A 20,491-nucleotide genomic window follows, 5' to 3' on the forward strand; every position below is an offset into this window, starting at 1 on the left:
ATATGAAAAAAAGCAGCTAACCGCTGCTTCTACCAACCAAAAAGTATTCGTGTATGATAACCCGCCAGGTTTCCTCGTGGCACATGAAAATGACTACTTATTGCTGCTTCCTCTCGGACCTGACAAGGTTCATAGGTTTCCATTGCACAAGCCCCGGCGGATTACCACGCACCAATACTTTTATTAAGTTAGCTATGTTATTATAGCGTAAAACAGGCCTTTTGGCAAGAGGAAAGGCCTGTTTTACCCTATATAAGCAAGAATAATTCGCAACTTTTTTCGCAGCGTTATGTCAGAAACGCAGTCCCTTTATTCCGCCGTTTTTCCTACGTATTCCACGATGGCATCCAAAATCGCCGGCAGTTCCTTCGACACGCTGCCGATGTGGACGCGTTCCGTCCGTTCGTGCAGGTCTTTTCCCCACGGTCCCAGGAGGATGAAGGGAATCTGCATTTCCGCCATGGCCGAGAAGTCGAAGCTGTAGGCCTTGCCCCACAGGAGCAGGTTGTCTTCCAGTATATATTCGTTCAAATCGGGGGCGACGCAGCAGTAGCTGCAGTCCGATATGCCGTTGAAATAGTGCTTGAAGGTAATATCCGTCATCCCGCCGATTTCCCGCAGCAAGCCGTCGAACCGTTCGTCCTGCAGCATGGTGCTGTCCGCCGCCGGATAATAAGGCGGCACGAAGGCGATGACTACGAGGGGCTCCGTCATGCCCGTAAAATTGATAGTTTCTTCGATAAGGCGTATCGTTTCCTGGGCGTAGGTGCTTTCCCCCTTCTGCAGGGCCACAAAGCAGTTGTTCTTGACGGTCTCATAGAATACGTCGAAGCCCGGATAGACCGAGGCCCGCTTGAGCAGCTCCGCCCCGCTGATGACTTCCATAGACTGAGCAGAATCGACGCGGCTCAGCATCTTTTCCACGGCGTGGCGGGCCGCGTTCATCAGCAGGTACATAACATCTTCCGGCGTCTTCTGGTAGGTCATGAAATTAGCGCAGGCTGCAGCCCGCTGAGGCAGCGACACGTCGTAATGCTCCTTGCGGTCGCGGAGGTAAATCCACGCCGGCGGCGGCGTCGATTCTTCGCCCCACGAATCGGCCAGGGACATGTCGCCCTCCGTTTCGGCGATGATCTGGGACATGACGCCGATGGGATTGACGCCTTGCTGGTAATTTCCAATATGGACCGATTTCCCCTGTACGACGACGACGGGCAGGAGCTTGCCTACGGAACCCGTATACGACACGAGCTTGCCGTCGGCCATTTCATTCGGCTCGCTGTTGACCAGTACCCGGTACGTCAAGCCGTAAGACGCGCGCAGCTCCTTCAGGACCGTGACGGCGGCCCGCATCCCCGCCGAATAGGATTCCTCGTCAGGCAGGGAAATGTACAGCAAGCTGGCGTCGCCCGGATGAGCCGCATAGGCTTCAAAGACGGCCAGCTGGGCCGCCGCGCCGCCCTTCATGTCGCAGGAGCCGCGGCCGACGAGCCATTGGCCGCTCTGCAAATCGCAAAGGACCTCTTCGTTCGTCTCGTATTTCAGCAAATCATCCAGCAGCACGTCGGGAGAAAAGGCCTCGTCGCGCAGGATGCCGTACGGGTCTACGCCGACGACGTCGTGATGATTTAAGAAGATCACCGTGTCCTTTTTGCGTCCCTGCACAAAGCCGTACACGACGGAGCGGTCGTGCACGTCGTCGGGAATGTGAATCATGCCGCTCGTCACGTGTTCCATCTCCGACAGGGTTTTCTGCAGGTATCGTTCCATATCCCGTTCCTTGTCCGTATCGGTCTCGCTGTCGATAGCGATCATCTGCCGCAGCAGTTCCATGACTCGTTCGTTTCGTTCCATAATCCCTCGCCCCTTTTTTATGAAAATATCCACTTCTTGCGCGATACGTAGTTCCACACCGTTACAATGGCGCTGGCCATGATTTTGGAAACCATGGGAGGCAGCCCCAGGAGAGACGGCGATGTAAACAGCCACATGAGCAGCAGGTTCCATCCCAGTCCAATGGCGCTGACCAAGAACACCAGGGAAATTTCCGCCCCTTTCTTGTAGCGGCTGCCGCTGTCAAAGACGAAGCGGTTGCATAATATATAATGATATAAAGTAGACAAGGCGAAGGCCGTCGCCGTCGCCGTCAGGACAGCCTGCGTCTGATAGGCAAATACGCTCAGTCCCCTCAGCGTCTGAAACAGCACGTAAAACATAGCCCATTCAAACAAGGCCGCCGAACCGCCGACGAGCAAGTACATGAACAGCTTCACGTACTCGTTGTCGGTATAATCGAATCCAAAAATCTTTTTTTGTCTCATAGTATATCCGCTTACAATCTCCTTTACCGCGGCAAGATGTATGTTGTCCTAATTATACGTCATCTTGGAAAGAAATGCTACAAATTTACAGGCCCGACAGCAAATGGGGATAATTTTTTACTCAGCCCTTTATAGTCTGATAATTTTTTCACAAATTCCCCATTTGTTATAGTAAGGAAGCATAAAATATGGTAAACTATACATTAGTTAGGAATACGAAATAAAACACAGAAAGGAAGCGTCACCGTGGAGTATGTGAACTGCATTAATTTTCTACTTACTGTAGCCCAGCATGAAGTATTTCTCACCTTTTCCGAAAGTTTGTCCAAATACGGCATCACTCCGGGGCAATACGGAGTATTGGCCTGTCTTTGGAAGGATGAAACCTTGTCGCCGAAGGAAATCGCTACGATCCTCCGCGTAGAAAACTCTACGATTTCCGGCGTATTGGACCGGATGCAGAAGCGCGGCCTCATCGACCGCGTCCTCAATCCCAATAACCGCCGCAGCATTACAGTCAAGGCAACAAAGGAAGGCATGGCTTTAAAAGAACCGGTGATGAAAACGATAGACGAACTGAACGATTTGGTCCTTCGTGATTTTTCGCCGCAGGAACGAGAGGAATTTATCGGCTATATCAAACGCATCATCCACCAGCACGACATGTAACACGTCATATCGAATACCGTTATCTCATGGACGATTCATGGATAGCGGTATTTTTTTATTATTAATATTTCGTATTACAAATTATTTTCTATGCAATTTAGTCAAATTTCTTGACCTTCTGTTTTTCCTGTGATATTATGTGACCATAATAATTCTTATTACGAATTATTTCCACAAAGTATAATTTAATTCATCTACCAAAGGAGTGACTCCATTATGACAAAGTTTTCGTTTGAACAAAAAAACACATGCAAACTCATCCGCAAATTTACTTCTAAGAGCCTGACTCCTGTCAACACAAAAGTAAGCAAAGAAACGGAGTATGAAAAATTCCTCAGCGGCATCTTAGCCAACCAAAATGTCGTCATCTAAAAAATCTCCGCAGTAAAAGCTCCCGAACCAGGGACATAACAAATCCGCTTATATTTTAATTTTAAATATATTACCGTTACCAGAAGGAGTGGACGCACTATGAATTTCAATTTGACAGAACAACAGCAGCAAATCGTCGATCAGGTTCGCGAATTTACGGCCCAGCGCTTAGCTCCCGGCGTACTCGAACGGGATGAACAGCAGGTATTCCCCGTAGAAGCCTTTAAGGAATTCGGCGCCATGGGAATGTTCGGTCTCTGCTATCCGAAAGAATTCGGCGGCACGGACGTAGGCTACCTCCCGTATATCTTAGCCGTCGAAGAAGTTTCCAAAGTCGATTCCTCCTTCGGTATCGGTTTCTCCGTCAATACGTCCTTATACGGCGGCAGCGTCATGTATTCCTCCGCTACGGACGAACAGAAAAAACGCTTCCTCTCTCCTATCGCCAGCGGCAAAGCCATCGGCTCCTTCGGCCTCACCGAAGCCTCGGCCGGCTCCGACGCGGCAGGACAGAAGACCATCGCCACCAAGGACGGCGACGACTACATCCTCAACGGCACGAAGATTTTCAATACCAACGGCCCTCTGGCTGACTACACCGTCATCTACGCCCTGACCGACCCGTCTGTCGGCACGAAGAGCATGTGCGCCTTCGTCGTCGAAAAGGGCATGGAAGGCTTCCACGTCGGCAAGGTAGAAAATAAGATGGGCATCCGTTCCGCCCAGGTTTCTGAAATGGTCCTCTCCAACGTCCGCGTATCGGCAGACCGCATGATCGCTAAACCAGGCGAAGGTTTTAAACTGGCCATGAAAACCCTTGACGGCGGCCGCATCGGCGTCGGCGCCCAGGCTCTCGGCATCGCCGAAGGAGCCTTTGACATCGCCGTCAAATACCTCCAGGAACGGGAACAGTTCGGCAAGCCCCTGTTCAAGCAGCAGTACCTGGCATTCAAAATGGCCGAGCTCTACGCCGACATCGAAAAAGCCAAGCTCGTCCTCTACAAGGCGGCCTGCCTGAAAGAAGAAGGCAAACCCTTCACGACAGCCGCAGCCGTAGCAAAGCTCACCTGCACCGACGTCGCCATGAAGGTCACGACGGAATGCGTACAGATGCTCGGCGGCAACGGCTACATGCACGAATATCATGTAGAACGCATGATGCGCGACGCAAAAATCACCCAAATTTACGAAGGTACAAACGAAATCCAGAAACTGGTCATTTCCGGAGGCTTGTTCCGTCGTAAATAATTGATAATCCATAAACTCTCCATCTAACATTATGACACGCGGCAATCCGGCAGATTCTTCCCTCTGCCGGATTGCCGCATTTTGCATGCTTTTGTAGCGCAGCACGACAAAAAAATCGGCTGAAAACGCTTCAGCCGATTGTCTTGCCTGTATGCTTATTTCAACTTGGCGGCGACGTCGTTCGTAATGTCCTGACCCTGACCGTCTACGACGGAGCCGTTCAATACGACGTAATCCAAGCCTTTTTCCTGCTTAACAGCCTTCGTCTTTTCCAGAATATCCTTTTCCAGCGGCGTGAACAGCTCGATGCGCTGCTTGTTCAGCTGAACGTTGAATTTCTGCGCCAATTCCTGCTGAGCCTTCGGGTCTTTTTCCTTCTTTACCTGATCCTGGAAATCCTTCTGGGCTTTTTCTACGTCGCTGCGCCACTGAGCCATGGCCTTCGGGTAGTTCGGATGCTTCTGCAGCAGGGCTGCCATGTCGATAGTGCCCAAGCCGGCAGCGAAGGACGCGCCTACTGTACCTACTGTCATCATAGCGGCCATAAGGGCCGTCGCGATTGCTTTTTTCATGATTCATTCCTCCTCATAACTCATTGTATAATTATTGTTTTATTATTCTCTTACGCCGGTCAGCGCGAAGCATTCGCTGCGCACCGAGTCCTCGCAGGAGCGCATAGCTAAAATCGTCTTTTCAAATAAATCGGGAAGCTCCCATCCCAGCAGTTCCGCGCCCATCTTGATGACGTCGCGGGAGCAGCCGGCAGCGAAGCTCTTGTCCTTGAATTTTTTCTTCAGGCTCTTGACTTCCATGTCCTGGGTACTCTTAGACGGCCGCATCTTGGCGGCGGCCCAAATGAGGCCGGTCAATTCGTCGGACGCGAACAATACCTTTTCCATTTCATGCTCCGGCACGTCGTCTACGCACAGGCCGCATCCGCCGTGACATACGACGGCGTGGATGAATCTGTCGTCGGCGTCGATTTCCTTCAAGAGCTCCGGCGCTTTTTTGCAGTGCTGCTCGGGATATTTTTCAAAATCAATATCGTGCAGCAAGCCGACTAAGCCCCAAAAATCTTCTTCGTCGCCGTAGCCGAGTTCCCTGGCATACCAGCGCATGACGCCTTCCACCGTCAGGGCATGCATAATATGAAACGGCTCGCCGTTATATTTGCGCAGCAGCTGCAGCGCTTCTTGTCTGTCCATGAACGAATACCCTCCTTCGTTTTTAAATAACATCCTTATTATACCATAAATATATTTTGAGGGGATATATTCGCAACAGAATTGTCACAAAGAATTTAAAAACGGCCTTTACCGCCCTATTAGGGACTCCAGGCGGTTCATGCGGAAGTCCTCGACGAGCTGCATGAAATCGCGGCGGTGGATGGGATTGTCGTGAAAGCCGAACAAATGAGACGGACAACTGCAGTCGGTGCAGCCGAAGTCCTGTATCTGCCAATGGGAAATCGCCCCGACGGCCGCGGCCAGCTTGTGCTCCAGGTCGTCGACTGTTCGGACAGGCAGGACGGCCGTCACGCCGGCGTATCGGCGCAGGTAGTCGATATGCCAATGCATTTTCTTGCGCTTTCTCGTATGGCGGGCCAGACGGGACGCCAGATTCTTTTTGGCCGAGCCGACGTACACGTAATACCCCTGAAGAAAGGAAATGGATCCCTTTGCGCCGACCTCGATGTCCCGGCCCTCAGGCAAGTACATGACGAGCATATAATCGCCGCAGTCGTGATTTTCCCGCCGCAGCACCTCTTCGGGATACGACAAGAGCCGGACCGGCTCCGGCTGGGAAAACTCCGCCGTCCACCGCAGGGAAAAGGCCTTCCAGTCCAGCTTCGGCGCGCATTCCATAAACGTGGCGGCAAAGTCCGTATCCGTATGGTAATCGGGCAGGAACCAGCGGGCCCGGTCCCAATGGACGAGGAACAGCACGCCCGTATGATAGCCGTCGTCGTGCATGGCCGCCAATTCTGCAATATGCTTCCGGCCCCGTTCCGTCACGGCATCGGGAAACATAGCTCCCGATTTTCCAAACAAGGTGCACGACTTGACCTCTAAATAAAACAGCTCCTTCCCCTTGTGAAGGAGCAGATCGAAACGGCTGTCGCCTACGGTCACTTCCCGCCGCAGCAGGCTCCACTCTTCCCAGCCGGGAATGCGATGCTCCTGGATGAGTTTTGCCGCGATGTCGTTGTTGTACTGCGTATCCAGCAAGATGGGCACGCCGTCCCGTTCGATTCCGACGACGTCGTACGCCGTCTTGCGCTCCGTCTTGCCGACATGGCGCACGTATACGGCGGCGCCGGGAAACAGCAGCTCCCACATGCGTCCGGGATTGGGCATATGGCAGACCTCTACGGTTCCGTTGATTTCTACATAGGCGATAAAGCGGTTCGGCCGCTTCACGAAATACCCGATTTGAATGTCCTGCGTAAATTTCATGTGATTCCATACCTTTGCTATAAAAATAACGTTTGTATTTTTATATTATACCACACGATTGCGCGCGTTTCGTCCGAATTTCAAAATGCTTCGCTTCGCGGCCGGATAAAACGCCGGCACGCTCTTGTCTTTTTCTATCATCCTCTTGTATACTGTATATAAATACTCTATATCGTTTTGAAAAGGAGGCAATGCCTATGAACACATCGGATATGACGCTGCGGGACGCGGCGAAACGTCTATGGGAACAAAAATTTTCTTTTGCCGGCCGCTCGTCGCGTAGCGAATACTGGCTGTCTATCGCCGTCTTATATATCGTCGCATACGCTGCATTCTTTCTGCTGGCAGCCGTTTCAGCGGTTGCGGCCGCTCTATCTTCTACGGCGACAGCCGAAACGATATCCGCCGCCATGTCCGGTACGTTCGTCATCGTCGCGTGCTTCTTGAGCATCGCTTTTTTCGTAGCCGCGCTTACGCTCAATGCCCGCCGGCTTCACGACATCGGAAAATCCGGCTGGTGGCAGCTGCTGTCCCTCATCCCCGTCATCGGCGGATTCATTCTCTTCTTCTGGTTCGTCCGCCCATCAGACCAAGACAATCAATATGGCCCAAAAGAAATATAAATAGGCCGACAAACGCCCCGCTGCTCTCCACTGTCGAGACCAGCGGGGCTTCTCGTTATGTTAGAAAAAAACTGCCGAATTTCATGCACAAAAAATCCGCCAGACTTTCAGCGGAGAAAATCTGACGGATGTCAAAAGGGGGATATGAGTTATGCTTCTATAGGAATGGGAAATGGATTACTGAATGTCGATCGTACGAACCGATTCGGCCGGCTGCGGCGTTTCCTTCGGCAAGGTGACGGTCAATACGCCGTCAGCAAAGGAAGCCTGGATGCCGTCCTTCCGAATGCCGCTGACAGGGAAGCTGCGGCAGAAGGAGCTGCTCGACCGTTCTTTATAGATATAGTTCTTCTGGTCGTCTTGTTCGTCCTTTGTTTCTTCATGACGGGCCGACAAGGTGAGCACGTCGTCGTCATAGGTCAGGGAAATATCTTCTTTGGCGACGCCGGGCAGATCCGTCGTCAATACGTATTCGTTGCCCTTGTCTTCAATATCGACTCTCGGAATATTGTACGAGCCTTCAAACGGTTTCATGAAATCGCTGAAGAAGCGGTCGGCAAAATTCATCGGAAATAATGCGTCGTTGTTCGTTACAATCGGAAATAAACTTTTCATCGTAAAACCCTTCTTTCATACGCCTCGTTGGATCTCGTTTGACTTACAAGCGCATCACGGGGTTAAACCATCGTATTACTGAATTTCAATCGTCTTGGCGGCTTCGATCTGCTTAGCCGTTTCCTTCGGCAAGGTGACGGTCAGCACGCCGTTGGCAAAGGATGCCTGAATATGGTCTTTCTGAACGCCGCTGACCTGGAACTGGCGGCAGAAGGACTGACTCGTCCGTTCTTTGCGGATATAGTTTTTCTTTTCGTCTTTTTCATCTTTCTTTTCTTCATGACGGGCCGAAATGGTCAGGATATCCTTATCGTAGGTCAGTTTGATATCTTCCTTGGCCATGCCCGGCAAGTCCGTCGTCAAGACGTATTCGTTTTCTTTGTCTTCTACGTCGACTTTCGGAACGCTGTAGGAACTGTCGAACGGCTTCATAAAATCGCCGAAGAAATGATTGACAAAATTATCAGGAAATACTAAATCGTTATTTGTTACAATCGGGAATAAGCTTCTCATCATAAAACCCTTCTTTCTAAAATACCTAATGAGATGCAATTACTTGATTGCTCTTTTGACTTTTATATGTCTGTCTGTAACCTCTTTCCGATTACAGCTATACTATATACCTGTTTTTCCCCCTTGTCAACACTTCATTTTGACTTTTTGACTTTTTTTTATAAAACACATCACGTCACGTCTATATAAACTAAGAACTAGATAGATAATATAAGACGTTACGCGTAACGCGACGGACCTGACTCGCCCGTAAAGGGCGTTCCTAAGCCGTTCTTTGTATGGTCACAGCGTGTTATCAGGCCGTAATAGCTCTGCATTACGGTGAAAACACAGCAATACAATGACGCCGATAAAAGGAAATTGACGCCGTCTGCCTTCTGCAATCCTAAGATATAGTCTTTTTAAATAAAATAAATTTATGCATTAATTATATTATTTTATCATATCTATAGTATTATTCTCTCTTATCCAGTATAATAAGCGATATAAATAATCCAGTATTATGCCCGCCGTTCTGGCATACCAAGGGAGGCCTATTCATGACCATATACAAGATGACTTTAAAAGACGCCGCTGTAATTCTCTGGAAACGGAAGTTTTCCTTTTCCGGCCGCTCGTCCCGCAAGGAGTTCTGGCTTGGCGTCGCTGCACTGTGGCTGAGTTACTACGCCGTCTTCAGCATACTCTACGCGATCTTTCTGTTCTTCATCGCCGGCGTTTCCCGCACGGCTCTGAACGGGGCCGTCCTGGCCGACGCCTTTCTCGTCCTGTACCTCGTCACCGGCCTGACCGTATTTTTTGTATCGGCCGCCTTAAACGCCCGCCGCCTCCACGACATCGGCAAATCGGGCTGGTGGCAGCTCATCAGCCTGATTCCCCTCCTCGGCGGCCTCGTCTTGTTTATCTGGCTCCTCCACCCTTCCGACGGCGACAACAAATATGGCCCTGAGGACTATTATTCTTCTTCTATCCTGAACGAGTAGACGAAAAACATAAAAAGACCTTGCCGGGGCAAGGCCTGAACAAAGGGAAGAAGATATATTAAGAAATGCGGCATTGAAGCTGCATGAGATGTTCTTGCAAAAATTCGACGTTGCGGTAAAATACGTCCAAACCGCCCTGCGGGTCATAGCCTTCCAAAACCATGGGAAGATGGTAAGAACGCAGCGCAGGAAGTAGTTCTGTGAAATCAAAATCCCCGTCGTACAGGGGCGTATGGTATAAGCCGCCGATACGGTTGCTGATGTGAAGCTTGGACACGGTGTCGACGCGCCGCAGGATATCCAGCCCTTCGTCAGGGCTTTCGCAGTGAGCGATGTCCAGGGTATAGGTGAAGAAAGAAAAGAGGTCGCCTGTAACTTCCTTCATGGATTCTATATCAGTTACAAATTCCTTCTTCGTCTTTTCCATGATTTCCAGCGAGACGGGCATGTTCAGCCGGTACGACGCGTCGGCGATTTTCTGCAGGGACTCGTGCATGAGCAGGGCGCTTTCCCGACGCCAGCAGGGCATCGTCATATGGCCGGGGTGAACCGTCACTTCCCTGGCTTCGACGCGCTTGGCAAATTCCATCGACGCGATGACTTCCTCTACAGACGCCTGCCGTACGGCCTGGTTCATGGACGACAGGTTCAAATCCCAGCTGCAGCTGTGAACGACGGTATGCAGGGGATATTTCTGCGACAGCCGCCGGTATTCGCCTTCGTCATACTGCTGGCAGTAAAAGTGCTGGGCCCACATTTCCAAGCCGCCCAAGCCGAGTTCATAGACCTGGCGGAACATGTCGCGCAGCGAAAGATTCCATAACAAGGTAGACGAAATTAAAATCTGTTTCATCAGGTCTCCTCCTCACTAGTACGGTATTATTATACCCACGTCATTGTAAAGCTTCGGCCTGTATTATGTAAAAAAGATGTGCAATATCAGGAATATCCTTCCTGTACTGCACATCTTTCTGCGTTTTTCCCTGTATTTCGTTCAGCGAGGCCTTTATCCCAGCCATTCACCCGTAAAGGTCACGGCAGCCGGGCCGGTCATGTATACGTTGCCGTCTTCTTCGCTGTATTCGATGTGAAGCGTGCCGAGGTACAGCTGCACGTCGACGCTCCGCCCCGTAAAGCCGTTGAGGTACGAGCCGACGGCGCAGGCGCAGGAGCCGGTGCCGCAGGCCAGGGTCGCGCCGGCGCCCCGTTCCCACGTATGGACTTTAATGGTATGGTTGTCGATGACTTGGACGAAGTTCATGTTGGTCTTCCGCGGGAAGGCCTTGTACGTTTCAAACTTCGGCCCCAGTTCATGAAGGGGAACGGCGTCTACGTCGCGGACGTAGGTCATCGTGTGGGGCACGCCCATGAGCAGGCTGGTGATCTTATAGGTCTTGCCGTCGATTTCAATCGGTTCGTCGACGACGGGGCCGGCCGGCCCTTCCATGGGGATCTGGGCCCGGTCCGTAAAGGGCTTGCCCATATTGATGGTAACCAGGCTGACCTTGCCGTCTTCGCCGACAGTGACCTTCGGCTTCATGATGCCGGCCAGGGTTTCGACGGAAAATTCGTCCTTCGTAATGATGCCGTTGTCGTAGACGTATTTTGCGAAGCAGCGGATGCCGTTGCCGCACATTTCTGCTTCGCTGCCGTCGGCATTGATAATGCGCATCCGCACGTCGGCCTTATCGCTGGGCACGATGACGATGATGCCGTCGGCTCCGACGCCCGTATGGCGGTCGCACAGTTTTACGGCCAATTCAGAAAAATCCTTGTTCGCGCCATCTTTATCTTCAAAAAATACGAAATCGTTTCCCAATCCATGCATTTTAACGAATTTCATCTGTATATCCTCCTTATAGGAAATCTATCATGCGTCTTACCATAGCTATTATACAATAACTGAAAATAGCAAGTATAGTAAAATCATGCTATACTTATTGCAAATCCTGCTGTAACGATAGGAGGCAACGCGTGTGTATGAAAAAACAGGCTACCTGACGGAGCCCCTGAAGCTGTTTTACGTATCGGACAAGAGGGACTGGGCTTGTCCCGTCCATTACCATGAATTCGACAAGGTCATGCTGTTCTTTCAGGGAGACGTGACCTATGAAATCGAAGGAAAATCGTACCGGCTCCAGCCCTACGACATCGTCGTCGTGCCGGCCGGGCAGATGCACCGCCCCGTCGTCGGCGGAACCCATACGTATGAGCGCATCATCGCCTATATTTCGCCGGCGTACATCGAGTCCTACAGGCAGCGCGGCTGCGACCTGTCGGCCCTGTTCCAGACGGCGTCGCCTATTTTGCGCCAGCCTCAGGAAGCAGGCAGCCTCTACGGCGCGTCGTGCCGCCTCCGCCAGGCCTGCTGCGCCGAATCCTGCGCCCATCATGCCGTGTTGAAGGAAACTCTGTTTCTGGAGTTTCTCATTTATTTGGCCCAATCTATTCAGGAGCGGCACATCGGCTACGTCAAGACGGGACGGCAAAACGAAAAGATACAGCGCCTTCTGACCTATATCAACGAGCACCTGCAGGACGAACTGTCCGTACCGGCTTTGGCCGAGCAGCTCTGCATCAGCCCGGACTACCTCATGCACCTCTTCAAGGAAGAAACGGGCTATTCCCTGGGGCAATACATTACCATCAAGCGCCTCCTCCTGGCCCGCTCCCTCATGCAGCAGGACCGCCCCCTGACGGAGGTATGCTACGACAGCGGCTTTAAGCAGTACTCTACCTTTTACCGGGCCTGGAAAAAATATTACGGCGCGTCGCCGGCCAAGGGCATACCGCCTCAGACGAGGCTCTTCCTTGAATAACGCAGCCTATCCCGTCCGTATTTGACAAACTAAAAAGAGTATATAAAATAAAACTATACAACTCATTGTATAGTTGGGAAAGGATACCTCATGAAAGACAAAAACTTCATCATCGAACGCCAAATCCTGCGCATCGGCAATAAAATCAGCAACGGCCGCGACAAGGATTTGATCCCCTTCGATCTGACGGCCAATCAATCGGAAGCGCTGCTTTATTTTGACAATTGCCCGGGCCGTTCCATCATCGATTTAAAAGAACACTTGCGCATTACCCATCAGGCGGCGCGGAATATCGTCGAACGGATGAAGCGAAAAGAATTGCTCTACGTCGTCATCTCGGAAGAAGACGGCCGCTTCAAGCAAGTTTACCTCACGGAAAAAGGCCGGACGACGTGCGATGACCTCAAGCATCTCGGCACGAACGTAGGATGCCAGCTTTTAAAGGGATTGTCGGAAGAGGAAAAAGACCAGCTCCTTTCCTTACTCCTGAAAATAAACGACAACGTATGACGTCGTTTTTTTATTCTAATATACAACTAGTTGTATAATAAACATCAAAGGAGCAAACGTTATGAATACTTCGGCCATCTGGACCAAAGATTTTATCCTGAACTGCCTCGTCTGTTTTGTCGTAAACCAATCGTATTATATGACGATGGTCGTTATTGCCGACTACGCGGCGACGGCGCTTCACGCCTCCCTGGCAGAAGCAGGATTTGCCTGCGGCATCTTTATCTTAGGAACCTTATTTGCCCGCCTGTTTCTAGGCAGATGTATCGAACGAATCGGCCTGAAACGCTCCTTATATATCGGCCTGTTCCTCTTTTTAGCGGCCTCTCTCCTGAACATAGGAATCCACAGCCTGTATCCTCTCTACGCAGCCCGTTTCGTCCAGGGCGTCGGCTTCGGCCTGTCGTCGTCTACGACGGGGACGGTTATGGCGCACCTCGTCCCGGCAGCCCGCCGCGGCGAAGGCACGAGCTACTATGCCATGTTTGTGACGCTGGGAACGGCGGTCGGCCCCTTTGCCGGCTTGTATTTTTACAGCGACGGCGTCATCCTGTATAACCTCGTCGCCGGCAGCGCCCTCCTGATACTGGCCTTCGCGGCGACAGCCCTGCTCCATGTACCGGCAGAGGACCATGATTCGTCTGTCTCCGCAAGGCCTCACTCCTATCTGTCCCTGCAAAACTTCATAGAGCCGACGGCTATTCCCGTCGCGTTTCTCACCTTGCTTGTCAACTTGGGATTCGCCGCTATCCTGGGATTTATGGCCTCCTTTGCCAAAGAAGCGGCGCTCCTCGCCAGCAGCAAATATTTTTTCCTTGTATATGCCCTGTTCACCCTATGCTCCCGTCCCTTTACAGGACGATGGTTTGACAGCCGCGGAGCTAATTTCGTCATGTACCCGGCATTTATATTCTTTGCCCTGAGCCTGTGCTTCATCAGACTGTCGACGTCCGGCTGGATGCTGCTGGGCGCCGCCGCGCTGATGGGGCTGGGATATGGGACGTATATGTCCTGTTCTCAAGCCATCATTATCGGCTTAGCCCCTCGCGGCCGCATGGGCCTGGCGACGTCGACGTTTTTCGTCTTCATGGATCTCAGCGTCGGCGCAGGCCCGCTGGTTTTAGGCGCGCTGCTCCCCTATGCCGGCTTTCGCGCCATGTACGCGGCGCTGGCCGTGCTGCTGGCGTGCTGCGCCGTACTGTATTATGTCCTTTACGGCCAGAACGCTGCAAAAAAGAAACTTGCAAGATAGTATATGACAAACATTCCCTGCCAGCCGACAGGGATTGTTGTTATAAAGAATTTGCGCTCATACGGCCGATATTATGCATCTCCCGCTTTTGTCTCATGAAAAGCATCGGCAGATGCCGGCTTCTTAGTTTCTTCTCCATCGCGAACGGCCGTTTTAAACTCCCGCAGGCTCTTGCCCAATGCGCCGCCGACAGACGGCAGCTTTCCCGGCCCAAATACGACCAGTCCGATCACTAAAATCAACGCCAATTCCGGAAAACCTAATCCTAACATAGACTGCGCCTCCTTTGGCCTTACTGTAACAAAGTTTCATGGCCCTTTCGTAAAATCGGCCTGTTCTTTTTGTAAAATTTCACCAGGCCTTCATTCCATACAATACCTTTACCGTATGTTCACAAAGTATATACAAAAGGAAACTATACTAACGGTAAATTGAAAAGGCCTTTAAGGAGGAATCACACTATGTCAACGCCGTCATCTGAACATACCGTATCGCGCCGCAGCTTTTTAAAGCTCGCCGGCGGAGCCGCATTGGGAGCGGCCATGTTTTCCATGCCGTCCTTTTCCTTTGCCCGGGAACTCGACAACCCGAAGCGGACGCTGAAGCCCGTCGCGTTTAAAAACATTCCCAAAAACGCCGTCGCAGCCGCCCAGGCTTCGCCGCTGGTACAAAAATCCTTCGACGACATCGTAAGATTGGCTAATACGATCGAAAACGGCACTCTCCGCCAAGCCGTCGTCCGGCTTCTGAACGACCCGACGCCGACCTTTATGCAGGAATATTCGTCCGCCGCCTCCCGCAGCCGTCTTTATTCCGCATTGGCCGCCCAAAACTTAATCGACACGTCGAAAATCGACGAAACGCACATACTGCCGCCCTTTAACGGCGCAATACAGGAATTTAAAACGGCTCCCGGCAGCGGCTACGGCAGCCATCATCCCTATCCGGGCGGCCTGGCTACCCATACGAGCTGCAACATGCATATTACAGATTACATTTGCCGAACCTATGAAGAAGTCTTTTACTACGCCGTAAACAAGGACATCGCTATCGCTGCCCAGGCCCTGCACGACATTTCCAAGCCCTTCGTCTTCCAGTGGAAGGCCGACGGATCGTCCCTGACGGAATATCCCATTGCCGGTCAGGGAGCGCACCACGCCCTGGCCCTGGCGGAAGTTATCTACCGCGGCTTCCCGGCGGAAGAAGTCGTCGCCCAGGCCTGCGCCCACGGCGCGCCGACGTCGAAAAAAGAAGAAGCCGACATAGCCGGCTGGCTGAAAGCCGCCGCCATCATCGCCGGCAAAGATCCCGTCGCCTACGGCCTCGTCGGCAAAGACGGCCAGACGATTCCCCACCCCCACCGTCAGGAAGGCTACATCGTCCACCTCGGCGACCACGACTGGGTTCTGTCGTCGCCGGCAGCCCAGAAAACGGTCCTGCTCCTCAAGAAAATCGCCTATCAGGAATACGGCATGAGCCAATCTGACCTGGAAGGCCCGGCATTCAATCACTTCCGCAACTACGTCGGCGCACAGCTGTCCTACATGTACCTCAACATGCTCGAAGCCGAGCCGAACGGTTACAAGCTGGCTGCCGAACAAGTCGCCAAAGTCATCGTAAAATAAATACATCCCCCTCTTTCTTAATTTATTGCTAAAGAGGGGGATGTATTTGTCATGTTTCTATTTCGACGCCGTATTATCTATGTTTCGGCTACGTTGCTCAAATCCGTATCCGTGTACCTTTTTCGTTAAAGCTGCCGTTTATCAATACTACGTTGCTCATCGGCACACGTCCTTACAACGCATCGGCTAAGGCCGCAGCTTTTGCACAGCCATCGGTCTTTTTGATATCGCCGGGGTTCAGTACGCCAGGAACCAGTACTTCGCCGACCATATGCCATTTCAACAAGGCTGCCGACCGTTCGATTGGAATACGCACGCCGTCCAGTACAGTCATATCCTCTTCTTCACAGCAAGCAATAACGGCGCAGCCTTTTCCTGCTATCTCCTTACCGGCAACGCAGAAAGAAAACATTTTATCGATAACGCCCTTGATTTGCGCCGGAATGGAGTACCAATATACAGGCATCGTAAAGACGACGACGTCCGCCGCTAAGACAGCCGGGGCGATGACGTTGAAATCGTCGTCAAAGGAACAGGCCTTATCCGTCTTATAGCACGCAGAACAAGCATGACAGCCGCCGACATCCATCATCGCCGCGTCAAACCGCATGACCGAATACCCCTTGGCTTCTGCCGCAGCAATAAAAGCATCCGTCATGGCAAAGCTGTTGCCATCCTTTCGCGGACTTCCCGTAATGACGACTACGTTTTTGCTCATATGTCATTTCTCCTTTTTTACTAAAAATAAGACGCCAACAATCAAAATCCGCCCAAAAACGCCTTTATCTAAGCGCCGTTACGCATTCATCATAACTAGAATACGTCGTTTATACAAGTACGCACATATATGTAAGATACTAACGGATACGTAAGATATGCGTCGTCATTCCACAATTGTACGTATATTAACTATAAAATAAAAATCCGTAGTATGCCGATAGAGCGCTGTAAGCAACATGTAAATTATTTTCAGGTTATAATAGATATTAGATAACAACAGAAGTCATATAGCTACTGCCTCATTTTTTGCAAAAAGGATGGATATACGACGTATCTCCTAGTACTATTAAAGCGATAAACCCCAATAGAAAGATGTCCTATGTCCCATTCTTAATTATAAAAAATTCTTTCTTTAAAAGAGATATTTTGATAAGGTTATAGTCATGAGGAAAACACTGTATGACTAACTGAAATTAGTCTGATATATCAACATAGAGGCGTTTCAATTGTTGCAAACATCTTTTACAAACTAGATTGAGGTCATTATAAACGCCTTGCTGCTTTATTGTTCCTATGTCCCAATGGATATACAGAAGAAATATCTTGTTACTGATATAACAAGATATTTCTTCTCACTAATAAAAATTTCTATTTATCAAGTATTTTTACAATTGTGAATTTAATCTATTAAAATAATCTATTGCATTTTTATCAAATTTAACTTTTATTGGGCCAGCTGAAAATGGGCCAATAGAATAAGTTGGATAAATAATAGACAATTCTCCATTTCCCATTAAAATATAGTTAGTACTTACTGTATCAACTTCCCATTCTTTTTGTCTAAAATAATATACATTATTCTTAAAATCACAATCGTATGCTGATAAAACTCCATCTATTAAATTAGACTGTATCTGTTTAGCATCTCTTATCTTAACAAAATTATATAATGGAATTCTTTCTCCACTATTCTTATTATAAACACGACCAATGTCTCCTACTGATCCATGCGCAGCACCACGATTCCAAACTATATGCGTTTTTATCAAAATTGATACTAAATCTTTATCTTCATAGGTAACTTCATAATGCATTTGTGCTAAATAATATTTACCTGTATCATATTTGCTTTTTATATCATATATAATTTTAGCCAAATCTTTATTTATTTTAGACTGGGCCTCATGATTTTCAACATATACCAGTGGATATACTAAGTTAAGATTTTGAGCACTAAAGGTCCCAGTCTGTACATTAGCAAATATACAACTATTAATTGAAAGTATAAATCCCAATATTAATGCTACCTTTTCTATCATAATCTCTTATCTCCTAATTAAACTCCAAAAACTTTATTTTTAACATAAATTACAGATTTTTATTGACTTTTTCAATCTTCATCTATCAATCAGGCTCATAGCAATATTGCTATGAGCCCGATTTTTACCTTAATTTTCTTTTTGCCGGTTGCGGTTGAAATTAATGAGACTGCCGGCTTTGACGATTTCTTTTTCCGAGTCGGTCATATCCGCGATGTACAGGGAAATTTTCTGAAGTTCCTCGCCGACGACGTAGGCCTTGATGTCCTCCATATCGCCGTCGAGGGCCGCCTTGACGTTGGGAATATAGATGTAATCGCCGACTTCAAAGGACGGTTCGTCCTTCATCTGGAAGGGCAGCATGCCCCAGTTGATGACGTTGGAGCGGTAGCGCTTCGTCGCGTATTCCCGGCAGATATTGGCCAGGCCGCCGAGGACGCGCTGGCAGCTGGCCGCCTGTTCGCGGGCCGAGCCGTCGCCGGGCTTGACGCAGTAAATCATGCTGCCGATTTCCGTCGCCGCCATATCGGCGTCGGCAAACGTCTCTTTCAGCTTGGCAAAGACGTCTTTCAGCTCCTTGTCGACAGAGGCCGGGCATTGTCCGGCTATGCGGGCTCGTTCTGCCGCGTCGACGGCCTTGGCCCGGCCGACGTATTCCGGATCGCGGCGAGACAAGGTGAATTCGGCTAATCCCAACGGATTGGAGCGGTACGACGACGTTTCGCCCGACGGAATCAGTTCGTCTGTCGTCGTCACGGGGTCCATGATCTTCGAGCAGACCTTGACCAGAATGTTATCGGCCAGGGCTTCCATGTCCGGCCAGTCTTTGATATTCGGCCCGTATACGAGAGCCGCTTCGTCGTCGGCCTGGCCGAAGCCCTGGTATACGCGCGACGCGTAGGACGAGTTATCGTAATCGTAGGGCTGTTCTGTATAATCATCCATGTAGCCTTCAGCCGACGTGAGAACGCCGCCGTTGGCCGCCGTCGCCGCAATGGAACGAGCGTCCATGAGGGCTACGGCAGAGAACTGGCCGCTGCCCGGCTTAGAGCCTTCGCGGTTCGGGAAGTTGCGCGTCGTATGGCGGATGCTGAAGGCGTTGTTTGCCGGCGTATCGCCTGCGCCGAAGCAAGGGCCGCAGAAGGCCGTCTTGAAAATCGCCCCGGCAGCCAAAAGGTCGGCTACGGCGCCCTTGCGGACCAAGTCCATGTACACGGGCTGGGACGACGGGTAGACGTCGAGGGTAAAGACGCCGTCGCCGCAGGAAGCTTTTTTCAAAATATGAGCGACAGCCATGACGTTGCCGTAGTTGCCGCCGGCGCAGCCGGCAATGACGCCCTGCTGGACGTGGAATTTGCCGTCGACGACCTTATCCATCAGGCTGTAATGGAGGTCGGGATTGCTCATGCGACCGTTGATGCTTTCTTCCGTTTCATGAAGGATATCAGCCAGATTAGCGTTGAGCTCGTCGATCGTAAAGGCGTTGCTCGGATGCATGGGCATGGCGATCATCGGTTTTATCTTGCTCAAATCGACGTAAATGACGCCGTCGTAGTAAGCGACATCGGCCGGATTGAGTTCCTTGTAGTCCTGAGGGCGGCCGTGCTGGGTCAGGTAGGCCTTCGTATCGTCGTCAGTGCGCCATACTGACGACAGGCACGTCGTTTCCGTCGTCATGACGTCGACGCTGTTGCGGTAATCCGTATTCATCGACGCCACGCCGGGGCCGACGAATTCCATGACCTTATTCTTCACATATCCATTCTTAAAGACAGCGCCGACGATGGCGATGGCGATGTCGTGCGGACCGACAGCCGGACTGGGCTTGCCCGTCAGGTATACGGCTACGACGCCCGGATAGGCGACGTCATACGTATCGCGCAGGAGCTGCTTGACCAGCTCGCCGCCGCCTTCGCCGACGGCCATCGTCCCCAGCGCGCCGTACCGCGTATGGCTGTCCGAGCCAATGATCATTTTGCCGCAGCCGGCCATCTTTTCCCGCATGTACTGATGGATGACGGCGATGTGAGGCGGCACGAAGATGCCGCCGTATTTCTTAGCCGCCGACAATCCGAATACGTGGTCGTCTTCATTGATCGTGCCGCCGACGGCACACAGCGAATTGTGGCAGTTCGTCAGCACGTAAGGCAGCGGAAACGTTTCCATGCCCGAAGCCTTCGCCGTCTGGATGATGCCGACAAAGGTGATGTCGTGGGACGCCATGGCGTCGAATTTTATCTTTAAATGTTCCATCGAGCCGGACGTATTATGAGCCTGCAAAATCGAATAGGCAATCGTTCCCTTGCGGGCTTCGTCCTTATCAGGCGCCTTGCCCGTAAGCTGTTCTACCCGCGCCGCTTCCCGTTCCGGCACGAGCTCCGAGCCGTGCACTAAGTACGCGCCGCCTTCATATAATTGAATCATGTCCAATCCCCCTCTTCATCTG

The 20,491-nt window shown here is 50.9% G+C and carries 22 protein-coding genes and 1 other RNA gene; 9 read left to right on the top strand and 14 right to left on the bottom strand.

From position 1 onward, the window contains the following. Positions 1-24 precede the first annotated feature (24 nt). The 3 genes from ffs to DKB62_RS06490 all read right to left on the bottom strand — a co-directional run bounded on the left by ffs (position 25) and on the right by DKB62_RS06490 (position 2,321). Positions 25-259: signal recognition particle sRNA large type (ffs, locus tag DKB62_RS06480), an RNA gene on the bottom strand. 50 nt (positions 260-309) lie between these two features. Next, the gene (locus tag DKB62_RS06485) at positions 310-1,854 is read right to left on the bottom strand and encodes a M20/M25/M40 family metallo-hydrolase (protein WP_095628957.1); all 1,545 of its coding nucleotides are present in this window, start codon (positions 1,852-1,854) and stop codon (positions 310-312) included. Positions 1,855-1,871: 17 nt separating this feature from the next. Beyond that, positions 1,872-2,321 (bottom strand): GtrA family protein, encoded by a 450-nt coding sequence (locus tag DKB62_RS06490; protein ID WP_087477805.1) that lies wholly within the window; start codon positions 2,319-2,321, stop codon positions 1,872-1,874. 246 nt (positions 2,322-2,567) lie between these two features. Between DKB62_RS06490 and DKB62_RS06495 the strand changes: the two genes are divergently transcribed. From DKB62_RS06495 to DKB62_RS06500, 3 genes are all read left to right on the top strand, one after another. After that, the gene (locus tag DKB62_RS06495) at positions 2,568-2,990 is read left to right on the top strand and encodes a MarR family winged helix-turn-helix transcriptional regulator (RefSeq protein WP_087477804.1); all 423 of its coding nucleotides are present in this window, start codon (positions 2,568-2,570) and stop codon (positions 2,988-2,990) included. 216 nt (positions 2,991-3,206) lie between these two features. Further along, positions 3,207-3,362 carry a hypothetical protein gene (locus DKB62_RS12555; RefSeq protein WP_157949722.1) on the top strand — a complete coding sequence of 52 codons (156 nt, stop codon included), beginning with the start codon at positions 3,207-3,209 and terminating at the stop codon, positions 3,360-3,362. Between the two features lie 99 nt (positions 3,363-3,461). After that, positions 3,462-4,610: an acyl-CoA dehydrogenase family protein gene (locus tag DKB62_RS06500; protein ID WP_087477803.1), complete on the top strand. Its 1,149-nt coding sequence runs from the start codon at positions 3,462-3,464 to the stop codon at positions 4,608-4,610. A 155-nt stretch (positions 4,611-4,765) separates the two neighbouring features. On the opposite strand, the gene DKB62_RS06505 is transcribed toward DKB62_RS06500, so the two are convergent. The 3 genes from DKB62_RS06505 to sfsA all read right to left on the bottom strand — a co-directional run bounded on the left by DKB62_RS06505 (position 4,766) and on the right by sfsA (position 7,066). After that, entirely contained in the window at positions 4,766-5,182 is a 417-nt protein-coding gene (locus DKB62_RS06505) for an OmpH/Skp family outer membrane protein (protein ID WP_087477802.1), read from the bottom strand. A 42-nt stretch (positions 5,183-5,224) separates the two neighbouring features. Further along, a complete protein-coding gene (locus DKB62_RS06510; RefSeq protein WP_087477801.1) occupies positions 5,225-5,815 on the bottom strand; it encodes a hydrolase in 591 nt (196 codons plus the stop codon). A 108-nt stretch (positions 5,816-5,923) separates the two neighbouring features. After that, a complete protein-coding gene (gene sfsA, locus DKB62_RS06515; protein ID WP_107196264.1) occupies positions 5,924-7,066 on the bottom strand; it encodes a DNA/RNA nuclease SfsA in 1,143 nt (380 codons plus the stop codon). 197 nt (positions 7,067-7,263) lie between these two features. Here sfsA and DKB62_RS06520 point away from each other — a divergent pair, with 197 nt between their 5' ends. After that, a complete protein-coding gene (locus tag DKB62_RS06520; protein WP_157949723.1) occupies positions 7,264-7,689 on the top strand; it encodes a DUF805 domain-containing protein in 426 nt (141 codons plus the stop codon). Positions 7,690-7,866: 177 nt separating this feature from the next. Here the strand turns inward: DKB62_RS06520 and DKB62_RS06525 are convergent, their stop codons facing one another. After that, positions 7,867-8,304 (bottom strand): Hsp20 family protein, encoded by a 438-nt coding sequence (locus DKB62_RS06525; protein WP_107196265.1) that lies wholly within the window; start codon positions 8,302-8,304, stop codon positions 7,867-7,869. 75 nt (positions 8,305-8,379) lie between these two features. Then, on the bottom strand, positions 8,380-8,820 hold the full coding sequence (locus tag DKB62_RS06530; RefSeq protein WP_107196266.1) for an Hsp20/alpha crystallin family protein: 441 nt from the start codon (positions 8,818-8,820) through the stop codon (positions 8,380-8,382). A 536-nt stretch (positions 8,821-9,356) separates the two neighbouring features. Between DKB62_RS06530 and DKB62_RS06535 the strand changes: the two genes are divergently transcribed. Next, positions 9,357-9,800, top strand: coding sequence for a DUF805 domain-containing protein (locus DKB62_RS06535; protein WP_115759889.1), 444 nt, complete (start codon positions 9,357-9,359; stop codon positions 9,798-9,800). A 58-nt stretch (positions 9,801-9,858) separates the two neighbouring features. Here the strand turns inward: DKB62_RS06535 and DKB62_RS06540 are convergent, their stop codons facing one another. Both DKB62_RS06540 and dapF read right to left on the bottom strand, forming a co-directional pair. Beyond that, positions 9,859-10,653: a sugar phosphate isomerase/epimerase family protein gene (locus DKB62_RS06540; RefSeq protein WP_107196267.1), complete on the bottom strand. Its 795-nt coding sequence runs from the start codon at positions 10,651-10,653 to the stop codon at positions 9,859-9,861. A 153-nt stretch (positions 10,654-10,806) separates the two neighbouring features. Then, positions 10,807-11,643, bottom strand: coding sequence for a diaminopimelate epimerase (gene dapF, locus DKB62_RS06545; RefSeq protein ID WP_095628963.1), 837 nt, complete (start codon positions 11,641-11,643; stop codon positions 10,807-10,809). A gap of 133 nt (positions 11,644-11,776) precedes the next feature. On the opposite strand from dapF, the gene DKB62_RS06550 reads away from it, so the two are divergent. The 3 genes from DKB62_RS06550 (at position 11,777) to DKB62_RS06560 (ending at position 14,381) form a co-directional block, all read left to right on the top strand. Next, complete coding sequence (locus DKB62_RS06550) at positions 11,777-12,619, top strand: AraC family transcriptional regulator (RefSeq protein WP_107196268.1); 843 nt, start codon at positions 11,777-11,779, stop codon at positions 12,617-12,619. A gap of 90 nt (positions 12,620-12,709) precedes the next feature. Beyond that, entirely contained in the window at positions 12,710-13,129 is a 420-nt protein-coding gene (locus tag DKB62_RS06555; RefSeq protein ID WP_107196269.1) for a MarR family winged helix-turn-helix transcriptional regulator, read from the top strand. Positions 13,130-13,190: 61 nt separating this feature from the next. Continuing rightward, a complete protein-coding gene (locus DKB62_RS06560; RefSeq protein WP_107196270.1) occupies positions 13,191-14,381 on the top strand; it encodes an MFS transporter in 1,191 nt (396 codons plus the stop codon). A 71-nt stretch (positions 14,382-14,452) separates the two neighbouring features. Here DKB62_RS06560 and DKB62_RS06565 read toward each other — a convergent pair whose 3' ends face one another. After that, complete coding sequence (locus DKB62_RS06565; RefSeq protein WP_107196271.1) at positions 14,453-14,653, bottom strand: twin-arginine translocase TatA/TatE family subunit; 201 nt, start codon at positions 14,651-14,653, stop codon at positions 14,453-14,455. A gap of 189 nt (positions 14,654-14,842) precedes the next feature. On the opposite strand from DKB62_RS06565, the gene DKB62_RS06570 reads away from it, so the two are divergent. Further along, a complete protein-coding gene (locus tag DKB62_RS06570) occupies positions 14,843-16,006 on the top strand; it encodes a twin-arginine translocation signal domain-containing protein (protein WP_107196272.1) in 1,164 nt (387 codons plus the stop codon). 172 nt (positions 16,007-16,178) lie between these two features. Here DKB62_RS06570 and DKB62_RS06575 read toward each other — a convergent pair whose 3' ends face one another. From DKB62_RS06575 to DKB62_RS06585, 3 genes are all read right to left on the bottom strand, one after another. Next, positions 16,179-16,724, bottom strand: coding sequence for a flavodoxin family protein (locus tag DKB62_RS06575; RefSeq protein ID WP_107196273.1), 546 nt, complete (start codon positions 16,722-16,724; stop codon positions 16,179-16,181). A gap of 667 nt (positions 16,725-17,391) precedes the next feature. Then, positions 17,392-18,045, bottom strand: a complete 654-nt coding sequence (locus tag DKB62_RS06580) for a hypothetical protein (RefSeq protein WP_107196274.1) — start codon at positions 18,043-18,045, stop codon at positions 17,392-17,394. A gap of 129 nt (positions 18,046-18,174) precedes the next feature. Next, complete coding sequence (locus DKB62_RS06585; protein ID WP_107196275.1) at positions 18,175-20,469, bottom strand: hydratase; 2,295 nt, start codon at positions 20,467-20,469, stop codon at positions 18,175-18,177. Positions 20,470-20,491 lie beyond the last annotated feature (22 nt).

The organism is Megasphaera stantonii (assembly GCF_003367905.1).
Classification (GTDB): domain Bacteria; phylum Bacillota; class Negativicutes; order Veillonellales; family Megasphaeraceae; genus Megasphaera; species Megasphaera stantonii.